Annotated in this window: 14 protein-coding genes; 8 read left to right on the top strand and 6 right to left on the bottom strand. The window is 76.0% G+C overall.

The window, feature by feature from the left end:
- Window positions 1-61: 61 nt before the first annotated feature.
- Together BX286_RS05675 and BX286_RS05680 are read left to right on the top strand one after the other, a co-directional pair.
- Window positions 62-1,675 carry a serine/threonine-protein kinase gene (locus BX286_RS05675; protein WP_121014666.1) on the top strand — a complete coding sequence of 538 codons (1,614 nt, stop codon included), beginning with the start codon at window positions 62-64 and terminating at the stop codon, window positions 1,673-1,675.
- The gene (locus tag BX286_RS05680) at window positions 1,672-2,271 is read left to right on the top strand and encodes a hypothetical protein (protein ID WP_079424330.1); all 600 of its coding nucleotides are present in this window, start codon (window positions 1,672-1,674) and stop codon (window positions 2,269-2,271) included. Before BX286_RS05675 ends, BX286_RS05680 begins: the two co-directional genes overlap by 4 nt.
- Before the next feature lie 326 nt (window positions 2,272-2,597).
- Here the strand turns inward: BX286_RS05680 and BX286_RS05685 are convergent, their stop codons facing one another.
- Window positions 2,598-3,884 (bottom strand): ATP-binding protein, encoded by a 1,287-nt coding sequence (locus BX286_RS05685; protein WP_079424332.1) that lies wholly within the window; start codon window positions 3,882-3,884, stop codon window positions 2,598-2,600.
- Window positions 3,885-4,161: 277 nt separating this feature from the next.
- Between BX286_RS05685 and BX286_RS05690 the strand changes: the two genes are divergently transcribed.
- Window positions 4,162-4,953 (top strand): serine protease, encoded by a 792-nt coding sequence (locus BX286_RS05690; protein WP_100864795.1) that lies wholly within the window; start codon window positions 4,162-4,164, stop codon window positions 4,951-4,953.
- Window positions 4,954-5,129: 176 nt separating this feature from the next.
- On the opposite strand, the gene BX286_RS05695 is transcribed toward BX286_RS05690, so the two are convergent.
- The 4 genes from BX286_RS05695 to BX286_RS05710 form a co-directional block, all read right to left on the bottom strand.
- Entirely contained in the window at window positions 5,130-5,612 is a 483-nt protein-coding gene (locus tag BX286_RS05695; RefSeq protein WP_079424334.1) for an NUDIX domain-containing protein, read from the bottom strand.
- Window positions 5,613-5,621: 9 nt separating this feature from the next.
- On the bottom strand, window positions 5,622-7,256 hold the full coding sequence (gene lnt / locus BX286_RS05700) for an apolipoprotein N-acyltransferase (RefSeq protein WP_100864796.1): 1,635 nt from the start codon (window positions 7,254-7,256) through the stop codon (window positions 5,622-5,624).
- Between the two features lie 74 nt (window positions 7,257-7,330).
- Entirely contained in the window at window positions 7,331-7,846 is a 516-nt protein-coding gene (locus BX286_RS05705) for a hypothetical protein (RefSeq protein ID WP_237292631.1), read from the bottom strand.
- A 240-nt stretch (window positions 7,847-8,086) separates the two neighbouring features.
- Window positions 8,087-8,887, bottom strand: a complete 801-nt coding sequence (locus tag BX286_RS05710; RefSeq protein ID WP_079424338.1) for a glutamate racemase — start codon at window positions 8,885-8,887, stop codon at window positions 8,087-8,089.
- Window positions 8,888-9,062: 175 nt separating this feature from the next.
- Here BX286_RS05710 and BX286_RS05715 point away from each other — a divergent pair, with 175 nt between their 5' ends.
- The 5 genes from BX286_RS05715 (at window position 9,063) to BX286_RS05735 (ending at window position 15,627) form a co-directional block, all read left to right on the top strand.
- On the top strand, window positions 9,063-10,232 hold the full coding sequence (locus BX286_RS05715) for a glycosyltransferase (protein WP_121014667.1): 1,170 nt from the start codon (window positions 9,063-9,065) through the stop codon (window positions 10,230-10,232).
- A 288-nt stretch (window positions 10,233-10,520) separates the two neighbouring features.
- A complete protein-coding gene (locus tag BX286_RS05720; protein WP_079424340.1) occupies window positions 10,521-11,084 on the top strand; it encodes a DUF6643 family protein in 564 nt (187 codons plus the stop codon).
- 119 nt (window positions 11,085-11,203) lie between these two features.
- Window positions 11,204-12,031 carry an MOSC domain-containing protein gene (locus BX286_RS05725; RefSeq protein WP_079424342.1) on the top strand — a complete coding sequence of 276 codons (828 nt, stop codon included), beginning with the start codon at window positions 11,204-11,206 and terminating at the stop codon, window positions 12,029-12,031.
- 387 nt (window positions 12,032-12,418) lie between these two features.
- Entirely contained in the window at window positions 12,419-13,036 is a 618-nt protein-coding gene (locus tag BX286_RS05730) for a hypothetical protein (RefSeq protein ID WP_079424344.1), read from the top strand.
- Between the two features lie 143 nt (window positions 13,037-13,179).
- Window positions 13,180-15,627, top strand: coding sequence for a right-handed parallel beta-helix repeat-containing protein (locus BX286_RS05735; RefSeq protein ID WP_121014668.1), 2,448 nt, complete (start codon window positions 13,180-13,182; stop codon window positions 15,625-15,627).
- On the opposite strand, the gene BX286_RS05740 is transcribed toward BX286_RS05735, so the two are convergent.
- Window positions 15,578-18,112: a hypothetical protein gene (locus BX286_RS05740; RefSeq protein ID WP_121014669.1), complete on the bottom strand. Its 2,535-nt coding sequence runs from the start codon at window positions 18,110-18,112 to the stop codon at window positions 15,578-15,580. The two genes, BX286_RS05735 and BX286_RS05740, sit on opposite strands and share 50 nt — an antisense overlap.
- Window position 18,113 lies beyond the last annotated feature (1 nt).

Raw genomic sequence — 18,113 nt, forward strand, 5'->3', positions numbered from 1 at the left:
CGGTCGGAACCGACCGGTCCGGCTCTGGGAGGAGCCGGTGACGCCACGGAGGGGGGCGGGGATGAACGACGGCTGGACGGTACCCGGGTACACCGGGGTCCGGGAGCTGGGTTCGGGCGGCAGCGGCCGGGTCGTGCTCGCGGTCCACGACGCCACCGGCACGGCGGTCGCCGTGAAGTACCTCAGCGACCGGATGCGCGAGGACCCGGCCTTCGTACGGGAGTTCCGGGCCGAGGCCCGGCTGCTGGGCGGGCTGGTCTCCCCGTACGTGACCGGCTTCTACGAGTACGTGGAGGCCCCGGACGGGGCCGCGATCGTCATGGAGCTCATCGACGGGGTCTCCCTGCGCTCGGTGCTGCGCGAGTCGGGGCGGACGGAACCCGAGGCCGCGCTGGTGGTCCTCAAGGGCTCCCTGCTCGGGCTGGCGGCCGCCCACCGGGCCGGGGTGGTCCACCGTGACTACAAGCCGGAGAACGTGCTGGTCGCGGCCGACGGCTCGTCCAAGCTGGTGGACTTCGGGATCGCCGCGGGCCGCGGCAGCACCCCCGGGGTCGCCGGGACCCCCGCCTACATGGCCCCCGAGCAGTGGCAGGGGCAGCCGGCCTCGCCGACGGCCGACGTCTACGCGGCCACCGCGACCTTCTTCGAGTGCCTGACCGGCCGCAAGCCCTACGACGGCGGGAACTTCGCCGAGCTCGCCGTCCAGCACATCGAGGCTCCCGTACCGGAGACCGAGGCCCCCGAGGCCGTACGACCGCTGATCCGGCGGGGTCTGGCCAAACTGCCCGAGCAGCGGCCGGAGAACGCCGAGGCCTTCGTCGCGGAGCTGGAAGCCCTGGCGGTGGCCGCGTACGGGCCGCAGTGGGAGGAGCGCGGACAGCGCAAGCTGGCCGCGCTGGCGGCCCTGCTGCCGCTGCTGTTCCCCTCGGCGGGCGGCGCGGCCGCGGGGACCACGGCCGTGGCCACCACCTCGATCGGCTCGGGCTGGGCCCCGGGGCGCGGCGGCTGGCTGGCCACGGGCCTGGCGCTGGTGCTGGGCGCGGCACTGGTGTTCACGACCGACGCGGCCGGCACACCGCCGTCGCCGTCGGCGCTCAGCGACTTCGCCACCACCAGCCCCTCCGCGCCCGGGTTCGCTCCGACCGCCGCCCCGCCGGCACCGGGGCCGTCCCCCTCGCCGTCGCCGTCGGCCTCGGGCAGCCCGACGCCCACGCCCTCGGCGTCGCTCCCCTCCCCGACGCCCACCCCGACGTCCTGGCCCTCCGCCGGCACCACCCTGTCCTGGAGCCCGACGCCGACGCCGACGGTCAGCTGGTCGCCCACGCCGACGCCCTCGCCCACCCTGCGGGTGACCAAGCTGGGCGTCACCCTCAAGCCCGGCGCGTACCGGGGTGACGCCTCCGTCTCCCTGACGACGCAGGGCAGCGGTCCGGTCACCGTCCTCGTCCAGTGGTACCTGGGTGACAGCCAGGGCGCCTACTCCGTGCCCGACGGCACCGACACGGTCGTGGTCCAGGCCGGCGCACCGGCCACGGTGGTCCGGTCCCACACCTTCACGCGCGGCCGCGGCTGCTACGCCGGCGTCCGGGTCACCACCCAGCCCGCCGCGGCCAACGCCTCGGTCTCCGACTCCCAGCGACTGCTGCGCTGCACGGACCTGGAGCCCCCGCGATGAGCGATCCGCACCCCCCGCAGGACGACGGCTACAGCGCCACCGTCCTCGGCAGCCACTGGTTCAGCGGCCCCCCGCCGCCGGCCGACGCGGCCCCCGACCGGGTCGAGGGCGCCGTGCTGCGCTTCGGCCCGGGGGTGACGGCGGCCCTGCCCGCACCCTTCCCCGTCACGTCCGCTCCCGCGCCCGCGCCGCCCCGGCGGCGGAGCGGCTGGCGCCGGTACACCCTGGCCGCCGTGGTCCTCGCGGGGGTGCTCGCGTACCTGGGCTGGCAGCGGTTCGGGCCGGCCGTCGAGGTCCGCGAGGTGGCGGTGAGCACCGACCCGCGGGGCCCGGCCTGCGACGCGGCGGCCGACGTGGTGGCCACCGTACGCACCGACGGCCGCCCCGGAACCCTGACGTACCGCTGGGTCCGCAGCGACGGCACCCGCTCGGAGGAACTCACCGAACGCGTCCCCGGCGGCCGCACCGAGGCGACCCTCCACCTGATGTGGACCTTCAGGGGCACGGGCACCTACCCGGCCCGTGCGGAACTCCAGCTGCTCTCCCCCACCGAACGGACCGCGGCGACGGAGTTCACCTACACCTGCCCGCGCTAGGGCCTGTCTGACACGGGATCCGGATCACCGCGTGGCCGGCGCAGCCCGGGGGTGCCGGCGGGGTCGTTCTTGTGGGCGGGGTGGGTATGGCCGTCCGGCCGAGGCGCGGGAGGCGGGGACGGTGGTTGACTCGGGGGTGCCGACCGGGGCGTGCAGGACGCCCCAGGGCACCCTGGCGTGCCGTGTTCCCTCCGGCGACACCCCCTGGGAGCACGGCCGTTTCCGCTCGGATGCCGGGTTCGCGCGGAAGGCCCGCGGCCGCTTTGGGGAGCGGCCGCGGGCCGTTTCGCGTTCCCGTCCCCCGCCGCAACCGGGGGAGGGAGTCTTCAGAACCGCGCGTGGGCGGTGATGTCGGCCTGGAACTCCCCGGTCATCGCGGGGGTCACCGTGGGCCGGCACTGGGCGACGGCCGCCAGGTAGTCGGCCGTGGTCGCGCCGGGCTGGGCCGCCGCGCCGCGGGCGCCGACCGCCTCCAGGTCCCGTTCGAAGGACACCTGCGCCGCGGTCCGCGCCGCGTGCTCGATGTCGGCCGGGGTGAACAGCTCGGTGGCCGCCACCAGGGCGGTCACGTCCACGTCGGCGCGTCCGGCCGTGTAGCGGGACCAGATCGCGGCGCGGGCCCCGGCGTCGGGGGTGCCGATCGGGATCAGGTAGTCGAAGCGGCCGGGACGCAGGAAGGCCGGGTCGAGGGAGCGGATGGAGTTGGTGGCGCAGACCAGCAGCCGCTCGTCGCCCTCCCGGAAGCCGGGTATCAGCTTGAGCAGCTCGTTGGTGACGCCGTGGGCGCCGCCGGGCTGGGCGGGCTCGCTGCGTACGGGGGCGATCTCCTCGACCTCGTCGATGAAGACCAGCACCCGTTCCAGCTCGGCGATCCGGGCGAAGGCCTGGCGCAGGGCGGCGGCCAGGTTGCCGCCGTCGGCGAGGCGGGAGGGCAGCAGTTCCACGAAGGGCCACCCGAGCCGGGAGGCGATGGCCCGGGCGAAGGTGGTCTTGCCGGTGCCCGGCGGCCCGAAGAGGGTGATGGCGCGCGGCGGGCGCACCCCGTGCGCGGCGGCCCGCTCGGGTTCGGCGAGGGGCAGCACCACGCGGCGTTCGATGAGCTCCTTCTCCTTCTCCATGCCGGCGACCTTGGCCCACAGGTCGTTCGGCAGGAACCGGCCGCCGAGGTCGTCGAGGAGGCCCGCGGCCGGTCCGTGCAGCGGTTCGGTCTTCTCGAAGTAGGCGACGGCGGGCTGGCGGGTGTACCCGGCGTTGAGCAGGCCCTCGCCGAGCAGGTCCTCTTCGGGCAGCACGTACGCGATCCGCCCCACGCGGGCGGCGATCAGACGGCGCTCCAGTTCGACGAGCAGGGCGCTGGCGAGGCCGCGGCCGCGCCATCCGGCGGCGATGGCGATACGCATCACCCAGGCCCGTTCGCCGGTCACGCAGGCGAGGGCGGCGCCGATGGGGACGCCCTGGTGGACGGCGACCACGCAGGGCTGCCGGTCGGTCAGCGCGCTGATGCACTCGGCGAGCGAGAAGACCGACTCCTGGCCGAGTTCGGCCGTCGTGTCGATCAGATGGACCACCGCCGCGAGATCGCCCTCGCGGTAGTCGTGGATGAGCCAGTTCACCGGGTACCGCCCCTCGTTCGTGCTCTTGCGGCGAGGCTAGGGGCGGGCGGGCCCGTCGATCACGCACCGCCGTGCACAACAGCGGGCCGGGAAACCGTCCGCCGCGTCCATAGACCGGTGGCTTCCGCCGAAGTCGCGGGCCGGGGAGCGGAGTCCGTTCATGCCTTCCGACAGGATCCGGCGGGATGGCGGCGGGAGTGCGGCGGCCCCGCATTCACAGCTGATTCATACGGAAATCCGTGCCGGGGCCACAGTTTTCCCGGGGAGGCTCGGATGCATGATCCAACGCATCCTCCCCCGCAAGGCCGCCGGCCGTCCCAGCGCCCGTGCCCGGCGGGCGTCACGGATCCTGCTCGCGGTGACCGCCATGGGCGCCCTGCTCAGCCTGGACCTGCCCGAGGCCGGGGCCGCCACCCCGCTGGGGGTGACCGAGGAGGCCCCCGCCGACGCGGAGGGCGGGCGGGTCGGGGCGCTGTTCGCCGGCGGGGTCGACGGGGGGCACTTCTGCACCGCGTCCGTGGTGCGCAGCCTGGGCCACGACGTGATCGCCACCGCCGCGCACTGCCTCGACCACCCCGACACCACCGTGTTCGCCCCCGGCTACCGGGACGGCGAGACCCCGTACGGGCTGTGGCGGCTGACCCGGGTGTGGGTGGCCCCGGGCTGGACGGAAGGCCGGGACCCGGACGCGGACATCGCCTTCGCGACGGTCGCTCCGGCCGCTGCCGGGGAGAGCAGGGCGGTGGAGGACGTGGTCGGGGGCTTCCCGGTGGCCGCCGCGCAGCCCGCTGACGTGACGGTGACCGTGCTCGGCTACCCGAGCGTGCAGGACACCCCGCTGCGCTGCTCCAACGCGACGAGCCTGTTCTCGCCGGCCCAGCGCCGGATCGACTGCCCGGACCTGAGCGGCGGTACCAGCGGCAGCCCCTGGCTGGCGGGCGGTGCGCTGGCCGGGGTCCTCGGCGGGTACCAGGGCGGCGGGGACGTTCCCGAGGTGTCGTACAGCGCGGTGATGGGTGACACGGCGATGGCCCTGTACTGCGAGGCGGCGGGGGTCGCGCGCCCGTAGGCGCCCAGGGGGTGCCTAGTGCTGTGACCGGAAAGGTTCACCGCCTCACGGCGCCCGGCACGGCACCTCGCTGCGTTGTCGGACCGCGCAAGTACGTCCAGTACGAGCCGCGGCCCTCCGCCTTGCGATGCACCGCACCAGACACCGCGAACCGGCAAACCTTTCCGGCCACAGCACTAGGCCGGGTCCGGAACCTCGAACCAGGTCGGCTCCTCGGCGAGGGAACGGTGGATCCGGCGCAGGGCAAAGGGCTCCAGCGGCGGCAGGCCGTCCGGGGCGAACCAGGCCACCTCCAGCAGCTCGCCGTCCGCGGCGCGGGCCTGTCCGCCGGTGGCCCGGCAGCGGAAGGTGATGTCCTGGTACTGGCAGACGTCGCCGTTGGCGTAGGTGACCGGTTCGAGCATCTGGACGAGGACGACCCGCTCGGGAACGCACCGGACGGCCGTCTCCTCGTAGACCTCGCGCACGGCCGTCTCGGCGGGCTGCTCTCCGGGCTCGGCGATCCCGCCGACGACCGACCAGCGGCCGGTGTCGGCCCGGCGCCCGAGCAGCACCCGGCCCTCGTCGTCGAAGACGACGGCGGTGACCCCGGGCAGCAGGAGCAGCCGGCGGCCGGCGCCGGAGGCCCGGATCTCGCGGATGAACTCGGGTGTGCTCATGCGCCGCCCCTACGGGTTCGCGCGGCGGGCGCGGATCCGGCGGGCCAGGACCGTGCCGAGGCCGGCGGCGGCGACCAGGACCAGCGCGTACTCGGGCAGCGGGCCCAGGCGGGTGGCCGGGGTCTCGGTGGAGCGCAGCGGGATCTCGTCGACGAGCGCGTCGGCGGTGAACATCTTCGTCTGCTTGACCACCGTGCCGTCGGGGCGGATGACCGCGCTGACGCCGCTGGTGACGGGGACGAGGACGCTGCGGCTGTGCTCGACCGCGCGGATGCGGTCCATGGCCAGCTGCTGGTAGGTCATCTCGGTCCGGCCGAAGGTGGCGTTGTTGCTGGGGACGGCGATGACCTGGGCGCCGGCCTGGACCGTCGAGCGCACGGCGTCGTCGAAGGCGGCCTCGTAGCAGGTGACCATGCCGACGCCGGTGCCCGCCATGTCGAAGACGCCGGGCTCCTTGCCGGGGCCGAAGTCGCGGCGGACCCGGTCCACGTCGGAGCTGAACAGCCGGACGAAGGAGCGCATCGGGATGCGCTCGCCGAAGGGCTGGATCTTGCGCTTGTCGTAGGTGTCCACGGGGCCCTTGGCCGGGTCCCACAGGATCATCGTGTTGCGCAGCGGGCCGGTCTCGGGGGCGAGGACGGAGCCGATGGCGGTGGGCACGCCGACGGCCCGGACCGCGTTGTCGATGACGGCGTGGGCGTCGGGCTGGGTGAACGGGTCGATGTCGGAGGAGTTCTCCGGCCACAGCACGAAGTCGGGCCTGGGGACCCGGCCGGCCTTGACGTCCTCGGCGAGCTGGATGGTGCGGTTCGCGTGGTTGTCGAGGACCTGGCGGCGCTGGGCGTTGAAGTCGAAGCCCGCGCGGGGCACGTTGCCCTGGATGACGGCGGCGACGGCGGTGCCGTCCTCGGCGGCATCGGAGACCAGCGGGCGGGCGGCGAGGGCCGCGCCGACGGGGGCGGCGACGGTGAGGGCGGCGAGGGCAGCGGCGGTGCGGGTGGGCTGGCGTCGGGCGATGCGGGCGGCCCCGTACAGGCCGAACCCGCAGAGGGCGACGGCGAAGGAGAGCAGCGGGGTCCCGCCGACGGCGGCGAGCGGTACGAAGATCCCGTCGGCCTGCCCGTAGGCGAGGCGGCCCCAGGAGAACCCGCCGAACGGGGCCCGGGCGCGCAGGGCCTCGACGGCGACCCAGACGGCGGCCGACCACACCGGTGCGGCGGGCAGCCGGCTGACCAGGGCGATACCCAGGCCGGCCAGGCCGATGAGGAGGGATTCCAGGGTGACGAGGGCCAGCCACGGCACGGGGCCGACGCCCTCGCTGGTCCAGACGAGCAGCGGCAGCAGGTAGCCGAGCCCGAAGAGGAAGCCGAGCCCGAAGCCGGCCCGGGCCCGGCGGCCGTGCAGGCAGCCGGCCAGCAGGGCCAGGGCGAAGGGGGCGAGCCACCACAGGGGGCGGGGCGGGAAGCTGAGGTAGAGCAGCACGCCGGCGAAGGCGGCCGAGGCGGGGCGCACCAGGGCGGCGGCCCGGCGCTTCCCCGTGCCGGGGGAGGTCGCGGCGGCGGCCGCGCTCGGGCTGTCCGCTACGGCTGGTCCGGCGGGCTGCGAGGGCTCGCTCTCGGCGGCCCGGGTGACACTGCTGCTCATCTGGCGGAGTGTACGTGCCCGTACCCCAAGGACTGGTAAGGCCACGGGCCCCCCTGCGGGGGCCGGGGCCGGGTTCAGCGGGCGAGGGCGCGCAGGTGGGTGCGGATGACGCGGACGGCGTTCTCGGCATCGTCGACGGTGACGGTGAACAGCTTGCCGTCGCCGAGCCGCAGCTCCACGCCCTCCCCGCGCCGGACGATCACCGCGGTGCCCTTCTCCGGCCGCCACCGGTACCCCCAGCCGCCCCACTGCTGCGGGGTGACCCGGGGAAGGAACTCGGCGGCGGTGACCTCCGCGAGGCGGATCTTGCGGCGCGGCAGCCCGATGTGGCCGCAGCGCACCTCCATGGCCTCGGCGTCGACGGTGACGGCCACGTACACGAAGGCGAGGGTGCCGTAGAGGATCAGCAGCCCGGCGGCGAGGCAGCCGATCACGGACATCAGCAGCGGAACGTATCCGGAGGCCCAGGAGTTGTCGACGGCCAGCTCGACGCCGAGCGCGAGGCAGGCCGCCCCGGCGGCGGCCAGCAGCCACTGCGCCCGGTTGGAGGCACGGCCCGTCCAGAGGGGGCCCGGAGGGTGACCCGTCATGAGCAGCAGCGTACCCACGTTCCGCATGTCCGCCACCGCCTCTGCGCCACTCGGCGCATCCCGCTCCCGGAGCCCGGGGTCCCGTCCGGTCCGCGCCTGCCCGCGCTTGACCTCGACCAAACTCGAGGTCCTGCGTTCGCCGTCATGACACAACAGACGCAGACGCAGACGCAGCCCCAGCCCCACGACGAAACGGTCCGGATCGTTCCCGAGCGCTACCGGACGGCGGTGCGGGGCGGGCTACCCGCCCACGGTGGCGTTTTGGTCCTGGCCGGCCAGGAGGCGGCCTTCGGCGTAGGCGAGGGCCGCGTCGGGCAGGGTGGACGGGCGGCCGCTGTGCAGGACCGTCAGGCCGCCGGTCCGCGGCAGCTCGGGCGCGGGCTCGGCGCCGATCCGGCGCAGGGCCTGGACGGCGACGGCCTCGGCGGAGCCGTAGTACCGCAGCCGCGCCCCGCCGGTGCGCGCGGCCAGGGCGGCGCGGATGGACTCCTCGACGAGCTCGTAGTGCGTGCAGCCGAGGACCACGTCCGTGACGTCGGCCGGGGTCAGCTCGGCGGCGGCGGCGACGGTGCGGGCGATGGCCTCCTCGTCGGCGTACTCGACGGCGTCGGCGAGGCCCGGGCAGGGCACCTCGGTGACCTGGACGCCCGCGGCGAAGTCGCGGATCAGCCCGCGCTGGTAGGGGCTGCCGGTGGTGGCGGGGGTGGCCCAGATCGCCACCCGCCCGCCCGCCGCCGCGGCGGGCTTGATGGCGGGGACGGTGCCGATGACGGGGATCCCGGGCTCCAGCTCGGCCCGCAGGGTGGCCAGGGAGTGCACGGAAGCGGTGTTGCAGGCCACGATCAGCGCGTCGGGCCGCAGCTCGGCGGCGGCCCGGGCGACGGCGCGGGCGCGCTCGGTGAGGTCGGCAGGGGTACGCGGCCCCCAGGGCATCCCGTCGGGGTCGGAGGACAGCAGCAGATCGGCGTCGGGCCGCAGCCGACGCGTCGCGGCGGCCGCAGCGAGGAGGCCGATTCCCGAGTCCATGAGCGCGATCTTCACCGGGTCACCTTAGTCGACGCCCCCGCCCACCCCTCGAATCCCGGCCCGTCATACCGCAGCAAACCATCCCATTACTCCTATACATTTACGAGACCCCGCCCGCGGCTGCGGCGATGCCGGAGGTGATCGGCCCGGACGCGGGACACGCCCCGCCCGGTTCGGCGAGACTGCCGCCATGGGCCTCCTCATCGCCGCCTACGCCTCCCTCGCCGCCTGGCTCTGGCTGACCCTCGCCCAGGGCATGTTCTGGCGCACCGACACCCGCCTGCCCCCGCGCACCGCCCCCGCCCGCTGGCCCTCCGTCGTCATCGTCGTCCCGGCCCGGGACGAGGCCGCGGTGCTGCCGCTGAGCCTGCCGTCGCTCCTCGCCCAGGACTATCCCGGCGAGGCGGGCATCGTCCTGGTCGACGACGGCAGCACCGACGGCACCGCGGACCTGGCCCGCCGCCTGGCCGCCGAGCAGCCCGGCCTCCCCCTCACGGTGCTCAGCCCCTCCGACCCCCCGCCCGGCTGGACCGGCAAGCTCTGGGCCCTGCGCCACGGCATCACCCACGCGACCGCGAGCGCACCCGACGCCCCCGAGTACCTGCTGCTCACCGACGCCGACATCGCGCACGAGCCCGACAGCCTCCGGGAACTGGTCGCCGCCGCGACCACCTCCGGACTCGACCTGGTCTCCCAGATGGCCCGGCTGCGCGTCGTCAGCGTCTGGGAGCGGCTCGTCGTGCCCGCCTTCGTGTACTTCTTCGCCCAGCTGTACCCCTTCCGGCGCATCAACCGCCCCGGCGCGCGCACCGCCGCGGCCGCCGGGGGGTGCGTCCTGCTGCGCACGGAGGCGGCCGTCCGCGCCGGGATCCCGGACTCCATCCGCCAGGCCGTCATCGACGACGTCGCCCTCGCGCGGGCGGTCCAGCGCTCGGGCGGGCGGATCTGGCTCGGCCTGGCGGAGCGGGTGGACAGCGTCCGCCCGTACCCGGCCCTGGCCGACCTGTGGCGGATGGTCTCGCGCAGCGCGTACGCCCAACTCCGCCACCAGCCGCTGCTGCTGGCCGGGACGGCGGCCGGGCTGGTGCTGGTCTACCTGGTCCCCCCGGCGGCGCTGTTCGCCGGGCTCGCGGCCGGCCGGCCCGCCGTCGCCGCCGCCGGCGGGCTGGCCTGGCTGCTGATGGCCGGCACCTACCTGCCGATGCTGCGCTACTACCGCCAGCCGGCGGCGCTCGCGCCGCTGCTGCCGTTCACCGCGCTGCTGTACCTGCTCATGACCGTCGACTCGGCCGTGCAGCACTACCGGGGGCGCGGGGCCGCATGGAAGGGCCGTACCTATGCCCGGCCGAGCGATGCCTGAAACCACCCGGGCGGCACCGGCCGGACCTGACGGGAGGTCACCCCGGCATCGCGCCCGCGTCCGGCGATGTCATCCGAGGTCACCGCGTTGTGACCGTGCGTCAGTTCCGGATGCGTGCACGGGCCAACCGGCGAGTACGAGTGCGAACAAGGCGGGGTGCATGTGGCGAATCGTGCACGTGAACGTCAAGTGAAAGCTGTGGCTCTGACCTGGGAATATGCAGGTCAGAGCGGTGTTGCCGCCACCTGGCTATGGACCCGGTGAAGCCGTGGGCTTAACTTGTCTCCCATGACCTCCCCCCGCTCCACTTATGGCGGCGGTTACTACTCCGCGCCCTCTTTCCCGGACACCCCCATCTACGACTCCCTCGTCGCAGAACGCGGGACTCCGCAGATCGCCCCGATCCGCGTTCCGGCCGCCTACGACACCCCTGGTGCCGGTTACTCGAGCGGTGGATACCTTCCGGCCCTCGCCTCCTCCATGCCTGCCCTGCCGCCCGCGTCGCCACAGCCGATGCCGGCCCCCGCGTACGGCTACGGGTACCAGCAGCAGCCGGCCGCGCCGGCCCCGATGCCGGTTCCGCTTCAGCACGCGCCCGCCCCGTACGTCCCGCAGCAGCAGCTCCCGCCCCGGGGCGGGTTCGTGCCGCAGCAGCAGCCGCAGCAGCAGCCCCGGCCGCTCGCGGCGGGCACGGGGTACGAGGCCATGCGCCCGGCGGCCCCGCGCCCGATGGCGGCCCCGGTGCAGATGGTCGCGCCCGTGCCCACGGCCGTGCCGGCCGCCGCGGCGGTCCCCTCGTACCCCTCGTACCAGGACCCCTACGGAGGCCAGTACCAGAGCCGCGGCTACTGACCGGCCGCGCCACGCCCCGGCGCGCCCCGGCCGTGACCGCGCCGGGGTCCGCGGCCGGAACCCGCGCCCTGTGCGAAACGCGGTGGGGCGCAGGCACGGGCGGCTGGCAAAATGCCCCCATGTCGAACTTGTACGTCCAGTCCCTCCATGTCCATCCCGTCAAATCGGTAGCGGGGACCGCTCCCGACGAGATGGCCGTGGAGCCCTGGGGCCCGGCCGGTGACCGCCGGTGGGCCGTCGTCGACGAGACCGGCGCGATCATCACCCAACGCCAGCAGGCGCGGCTGGCCTTGGCCTCGTCCCGTCCGCTGGCCGGCGGGCGGGTCGGCCTGTCGGCGCCCGGCATGCCGGACCTGACCGTGGACGTGCCGGAACCGGGCCCGCTGGAGCCGGTGGTCCTGTTCGGGAAGAAGGTCGACACGGTGGTCGCCTCGGCGGCCGCCGCCGAGTGGTTCAGCGCCTACCTCGGGCAGCCCGCGCGGCTGGTCCACCTCGACGACCCGGCCGTCCGCCGGCCCGTCGACCCCGACCACGCCCTGCCCGGCGAGACGGTCAGCCTCGCCGACGGCTACCCGGTGCTGCTGGCCACCGCCGCCTCGCTGGACGCCCTCAACGCCCTGATCGCCGAGGGGGACCACCCCGAGGAGGGCCCCCTGCCGATGAACCGCTTCCGCCCGAACGTGGTGGTCGGCGGACCCCTCGATGCCTGGGCCGAGGACGGCTGGCGGCGCATCGCGATCGGCGACGCCGTCTTCCGCGGGGTGCGCGAGTGCGGGCGGTGCATCGTCACCACCACCGACCAGGCCACGGCCGAGCGCGGCCGGGAGCCCCTGAAGACCCTGGCCCGCCACCGCCGCATCGGCAAGTCGCTCGCCTTCGGGCGCCAGCTGGTGCCGGTCGTCCCGGGGACGGTGCGCGTCGGTGACGAGGTACGCGTCCTGGAGTGACCCTCCGCCCCCTTCACACCCCGCACTCCGCACCCGGCCCGCCCCTGACCACGGCGGCCGGGCGGACAAGCCGGGGGGCCTCCGGGCGGACACGCCGGGGGACCCCCGGGCGGAGAAGCGGGGGGGGAAGCGGGGGGGAATGACACCTTCGAGGGGCTCCCGGGGCCTGCCGGAACCAACCGGCGGCGCGGGGCCGTTGGAGCATGCGGGACGGCCGGACCCCCGCCGGGGCAGGAGCACCGGATCGGGTGAAGGACGTCCCGCGCGTCCCGGAATGCGCGTCCTGCGGGTATGCGCGAGGCTTGGACGCGCGGACCGACGCGGACCCGCCGACAGACGCGGACCCGCGGACAGACGCAGACTGGCATGGGCAGGGGGAGCCGGACCGTGCGGACAGCAATGGGTGTGTGGCGCTGGCGGCGCAATCCGCTGCGCAGGCCGACCGACCTGGTCGAGGCGTGGGTGGCCTGTGTCGCGCTGGTGTGCGTGCTGCTGGTGGCTCCGGCCGTCGGCTGGGCCGCCGGCCTCCGGGTGGACGGGGTCCTGCAGCGGGCCGCGCGCGAGCAGCGGCAGGAGCGGTACCTGGTCCCGGCCGTGGTGGTGCGGCCCACGGCCGCGGCCGGCGCGGTGGCCGGCGGGCGCGCGGAGCCCTCGGCCCAGCGGACGGCGCCGGCGCGGACCACCATCGTGGCCTCGTGGACCGCGCCCGACGGCAGCAGTCACGAGGGGGCGGTCCCGGCGGCGGAGGAACCGCCGCGTCCGGGCGACCGGTTCCGGATATGGACCGACATCCGGGGCCGGCTCGTGGGGCAGCCGCTCGACCCCGGCGCCGCCTCCTTCCACGCCGCGATGGCCGGGCTGGCCGCCGCGCTCACCGCGGCCGCGCTCGCGGAGACCCTGCGCCGGCTCGTCGTACGAAGGCTCATGCATCGGCGGTACATGCGTCTGGACCGGGCGTGGGCGGCGGCCGGGCCCGACTGGGGCCGGGCGGGTGCGGGCAGCTGACCTGGCAACTCCCGGGCCCCGCGCGCGCTACGGTGGAGCCGCAGGCCCGCCGGCCGCTTCGGCGCCCGGGTGGGGCCGCGGCCGCTTCAGCCGCTCCGGCCGGTCCGGCAGCGCGAGTACGAGGGTGGGGGCACGGCAGCACGATGGCTCAGGGCACGGTCCAGGTGACGCACGGCGGGGCCTCGCGGTGGCGGCGGCGCTCAGGTGAGTATCCGACGCTGGGGGCCGCCCTCGCGGTCGCGGGCGACGGCGACGTACTGTCCGTCTCCCCCGGTACCTACCGGGAGAACCTGGTGCTGCGTCATGCCGTCACCCTGCGCGGGCCCGAGGGTGCAGCGGCGGGTTCGGTGCGGATCGCCCCGCTCGACGGGGTCGCGCTGACCGTGCGCGCCTCCGCGGTGGTCCAGGACCTCTACCTGGAGGGGGCGGACCGGGCGGCGCCCGCGCTGCTCGTCGAGGAGGGTTCCCCCGAGCTCAGCGACCTGCGGGTGCACACCCGTTCGGCTTCCGGCATCGAGGTGCGCGGCGGGGCCCGCCCCCTGGTCCGCCGGTGCACGGTGGAGAACCCGGCCGGGGTGGGGATCGCCGTACTGGACGGTGGCGGCGGGGTGTTCGAGGAGTGCGAGGTGGTCGCGGCCGGGCAGGCCGGGTTCTCGGTGCGCGGCGGGCATCCCCGGCTGGAGCGGTGCCGGATCCACCACGCCATCGGCGCGGGCATCGCCGTCACCGGCGAGGGTTCCGGGCTGGAGGCGCTGGGCTGCGAGGTGTACGAGATCAAGGGCAGCGGGGTGCAGGTGGCGGGGCGGGCCGCCGCCCGGCTCACGGACTGCTCGGTGCACCGCACCTCCGGCGACGGGGTCACCCTCGACACCGACGCGGTCCTGGCGCTCGCCGGGTGCGACATCCACGACATCCCGGAGAACGCCGTCGACCTGCGCTCCCGTTCCGTGCTCACCCTCAGCCGGACCACGGTCCGCCGGTTCGGGCGCAACGGCCTGTCGGTGTGGGACCCGGGGACCAGGGTGGAGGCGGAGTCCTGCGAGATCCACGACAGTACGGGCGACTACCCGGCGGTGTGGATCAGCGACGGGGCCACCGCCTCCCTGAAGTCCTGCCGGCTGCATGACGTGCCGGACGCGCTGTTCGTCCTGGACCGGGGTTCGCGCGCCGACGTGGCCGACAGCGACCTGACGCAGGTGCGCAACACCGCCGTCTCCGTGAGCGACGGCGCGACCGCCCGGCTGGAGGACTGCCGGATCCGCGAGGCGGGCACCGGGGCGTGGTTCCGCGATCACGGCAGCGGCGGCACCCTGACCGACTGCACCGTCGACGGCGTGCAGACGGGGGTGATCGTCACCAAGGGCGCCGACCCCGTCCTGGATCGGGTCACGGTGACCACCGCGGCCGAGGCCGGGTTCTACGTGTCGGCGGCCGGCCGGGGCACCTTCACGGACTGCCGGGTGACGGGCAGTTCCGGCTTCGGGTTCCACGTGATCGACGGCTGCCGCAGTACGCTCACCGGCTGCCACACCGAGCGCTGCGCGCGCGGCGGGTACGAGTTCGCGGAGGACGGCCCGTTCGCCGAGGGGTGCACGGGCGACGAGCCGGGGACCCGGGTCGCCGCGGAGGCGGTCTCCGGCGCCGGGGCGCGGCCGGGGGTGCGTACGGCGACGGCCGTGCAGGACGTCGGGGAGCGGCCGGCCGGGGCGGACGGGCCGGCGCCGCTGCCGGAGCCCCGGGCCGGGGCCCGGGAGGCGGCGGGCACGGCCGGCCGGGGCTCGGGCGAGGTGCTGGGCCAGCTCGACGCGCTGGTGGGGCTGGAGAGCGTCAAGCGCGAGGTACGGGCCCTGACGGACATGATCGAGGTGGGGCGCAAGCGGCAGCAGGCGGGCCTCAAGGCGGCTTCGGTCCGTCGGCACCTGGTCTTCACCGGCTCCCCGGGCACGGGCAAGACCACGGTCGCCCGGCTGTACGGGGAGATCCTCGCCTCCCTGGGGGTTCTGGAGCGCGGCCACCTGGTCGAGGTGTCCCGGGTGGACCTGGTGGGCGAGCACATCGGGTCCACGGCCATCCGTACCCAGGAGGCCTTCGAACGGGCGCGGGGCGGGGTGCTGTTCATCGACGAGGCGTACGCGCTGGCGCCGGAGGATTCGGGCCGGGACTTCGGGCGCGAGGCGATCGACACGCTGGTGAAGCTGATGGAGGACCACCGGGACGCGGTGGTGGTGATCGTCGCCGGGTACACGGAGGAGATGGAACGGTTCCTGACGGTCAACCCGGGCGTGGCGTCCCGGTTCTCACGGACCATCACCTTCGGCGACTACGGGCCGCACGAGCTGCTGCGGATCGTCGAGCAGCAGGCGGAGGAGCACGAGTACCGGCTGGGCGAGGGCACCGCCAAGGCGCTGCTGGAGTATTTCACGGAGCTGCCCAAGGGCCCGGCCTTCGGCAACGGGCGGACCGCGCGGCAGACCTTCGAGTCGATGGTGGAGCGGCACGCGGGCCGGGTGGCGCAGCTGGCCGAGGCGGGCACGGACGAGCTCACCCTGCTGTTCCCGGAGGATCTGCCGGCTCTGCCCACGCCTTGCTGAGCCGCTGGGCGGGCAGGGCCGCGCCGTCCGGTGCACCGGGCCGTACGAGGCCGGCCAGTCGGGCGAGGAGCGCGTCGCGTTCGGCGGTGAAGGCCGGGTCGGCCTGGTAGTCGGCGTGCCGCAGGATCGGCGCGGGCAGCGGGTGCAGGGGGTCGCGGCCGTAGGCCACCGGGTCGGCGAGGGGGCCCCGGTCCACGGATCCTTCCGCGTCGGCACCGGCCCGCCCGGGCCCGCCGGTGCCGGCGGACCCACCGGCGCCGACGGGCCCGCCGATGGGGTCGGTGGCCCGCCACAGGTTGCGCCAGCAGTCCAGGTCGCGGTGGAGGGCGGCGAGCGGGCCGGGGCCGAAGTAGGCGGGGAACCAGCGGCCGTAGAGCCGCGCCAGCGGGGATCCGTACGTGAGGAGGCCGACGCGGCGGCGGGTCTCGGCCGGCAGCTGCCAGACGGCTGCCGCCGCCAGCACGCTGCCCTGGGAGTGTCCGGAGATGACGAGCCGTCCTCCGGTCCGGGCGGTCCAGCCCGTCATCCGCCAGGTCAGGTCGGGCACGGCCCGCTCGGCGTAGCAGGGCGGGGCGAAGGGGTGGGCGGCGCGCGGCCAGAAGGTGCCGACGTCCCACAGGATGCCGATGGTGCGGCGGGAGGCGGGGTCGCGGTAGGCGCGGCGGCCCAGGGCGACGAAGGCGGCCATGCCGAACCCGATCAGCCAGGATCCGCTGTCCTGGGCGGCCCGGGCGGCGGCCGCGAGCAGCGGGTGGGCGTCCCGGGCCGCCTCGGCCGGGACCCGTCCGCTCACCCAGGCCCCGGTGAGGGCACCCGCGCCGAGGAGCAGGGTGACCAGGCAGACGGCGCCGACGAACCAGGGCGCGGTGTCGGTCAGCGCGGCGGCGGCCCGCGCCCCGGCGATGCGCCGGCTGCGGTCGGGGTCGGGCACGGCCCCGGGGTACTCGGCGGCGATGCCGGCGGCGGCCCTGCGCCGGGCGGCGGCGGCCCGGACCCCGGCCGCGGCGGCGACCAGCGCCAGCGCGAGCAGCAGCGGCGGCAGGACGGAGGCCTGCCAGGACAGCAGCACGGGCGGCCCGGGCAGCGGGTCCCCGGGCGTGCCGGGGGTCGCGGCCCCGTCGAGCCAGTCGGCCACGCGCTGGGCGACCCCGCCGGACATGACCCCGCCGAGGGCGCAGCCGAGCAGCGCGGCGGCCGGGCCGCCGAGCCCTGCGAGGGCGGCTCCCGGGGTCGGCGCGCGGCGGTGGAGGCGGCGGGCGACGAGGGCCAGGGCCAGGACGCAGCCGCCCTGGCCGAGCATCAGCACCCCGAAGGCGAAGTCGCCCGGGAGCCGCCCCGAGGAGGTCCAGCCGGGGCGGGACCAGCCGGAGTGGAGGAGGACCGCGGCCAGCAGCGCGAGGGCGCCGGAGGGCAGCAGGGTGACGGCGGCCCGGTCGAGCCGGTGGTCGGGCCGGGCCTCGGTACGGCCGCGCCGGCAGACCACCCACAGCACGGTCGCCGCCCCGGCCGCGAGCAGCGCCTGCACCGCCCAGCCGGCGGCGAGCAGCCCGGCGGGGGTGGTGGCGGAGCGGCGGTCCTCCCGGACGGTGGGGGCTGCGACGGCGACGGCCACGGTGAGGAGACCGGCGGCGGTGTGGGCGGCGCGCAGCCGGGCCACGATCCGGCGCCCGTACCAGAATCCGGGCCGGCCGAGCGGGGCGTCGCCGTGGCCGGCGGGGCCCGGGGTCCCGGCGGAGCCCGGGGTCCCGGCGGGCGGGGGCTGGGACTCGTAGGCGCTCCAGGTGCGGGCCGACAGGAACCAGAGCAGTCCGGTGAGCGCGGCCGGGACGAGGGCGCCGAGCGCGAGGCGCCGCCCCGGCTGCGCCCACCAGCCGCCGGGCCGCAGGAAGGAGAGCGGTCCCCGGGACCCCAGACAGGTGCGGGAGCCCGCGCACTGCCAGGCGAGGAGGTCCAGGGCGACCTCGCAGGCGGCCGCCACGAGCAGCACGGTGAGGGCGAGGGCGAGGAGCCGCACGAGGAGCCCGTACGCACGCACCGCGCGGGGCTGCGGCCCGGCGGGCGCGGTGGCGGGCCGGGCCCAGTGGGCGAGGTTGGCCACCATGAACGGCAGGAGCAGCAGCCACAGGGCGCGGGCGCCGTTGCCGGAGGTGAGCCGGGACCAGCAGTAGGCCTCGGGGACGGGCCGCCCGGCGTAACGCCCGGGGTGGGCCTCGGCGTCGGCGTCCTCGGCGCGGCGGAAGACTGCGGCGGTGGAGTCGCCCGTCACCCGGACGGGGTGCGGATCACGGAGCAGCTCGCCGGGGGCGGCTCCGGCCACTCCGTGCACGAACAGTTCGAGGGCGAGCGGTGACGCCGTCGGCGGCGCGGGCGCCCGGCCGGTCTGCGGCGCCCCTTCGAGCGGGACGGTCTGCGGCGCCGCGTCGGAGGGGACGGTCTGCGGCGCCGCGTCCGGCGGGACGGCGTCGGGGGCGGCGGGCTGCGGCATG

It is taken from the genome of Streptomyces sp. 3211.6, assembly GCF_003634815.1.
Lineage (GTDB): Bacteria > Actinomycetota > Actinomycetes > Streptomycetales > Streptomycetaceae > Streptomyces > Streptomyces katrae_A.

Bases quoted from the DNA above. Each gene is read 5' to 3' on its own strand.
- BX286_RS05675 (WP_121014666.1), top strand. From the start codon at position 62: ATGAACGACGGCTGGACGGTACCCGGGTACACCGGGGTCCGGGAGCTG.
- BX286_RS05680 (WP_079424330.1), top strand. From the start codon at position 1,672: ATGAGCGATCCGCACCCCCCGCAGGACGACGGCTACAGCGCCACCGTC.
- BX286_RS05690 (WP_100864795.1), top strand. From the start codon at position 4,162: ATGATCCAACGCATCCTCCCCCGCAAGGCCGCCGGCCGTCCCAGCGCC.
- BX286_RS05695 (WP_079424334.1), bottom strand. From the start codon at position 5,612: ATGAGCACACCCGAGTTCATCCGCGAGATCCGGGCCTCCGGCGCCGGC.
- lnt (WP_100864796.1), bottom strand. From the start codon at position 7,256: ATGAGCAGCAGTGTCACCCGGGCCGCCGAGAGCGAGCCCTCGCAGCCC.
- BX286_RS05705 (WP_237292631.1), bottom strand. From the start codon at position 7,846: ATGACGGGTCACCCTCCGGGCCCCCTCTGGACGGGCCGTGCCTCCAAC.
- BX286_RS05715 (WP_121014667.1), top strand. From the start codon at position 9,063: ATGGGCCTCCTCATCGCCGCCTACGCCTCCCTCGCCGCCTGGCTCTGG.
- BX286_RS05720 (WP_079424340.1), top strand. From the start codon at position 10,521: ATGACCTCCCCCCGCTCCACTTATGGCGGCGGTTACTACTCCGCGCCC.
- BX286_RS05725 (WP_079424342.1), top strand. From the start codon at position 11,204: ATGTCGAACTTGTACGTCCAGTCCCTCCATGTCCATCCCGTCAAATCG.
- BX286_RS05735 (WP_121014668.1), top strand. From the start codon at position 13,180: ATGGCTCAGGGCACGGTCCAGGTGACGCACGGCGGGGCCTCGCGGTGG.
- BX286_RS05740 (WP_121014669.1), bottom strand. From the start codon at position 18,112: ATGCCGCAGCCCGCCGCCCCCGACGCCGTCCCGCCGGACGCGGCGCCG.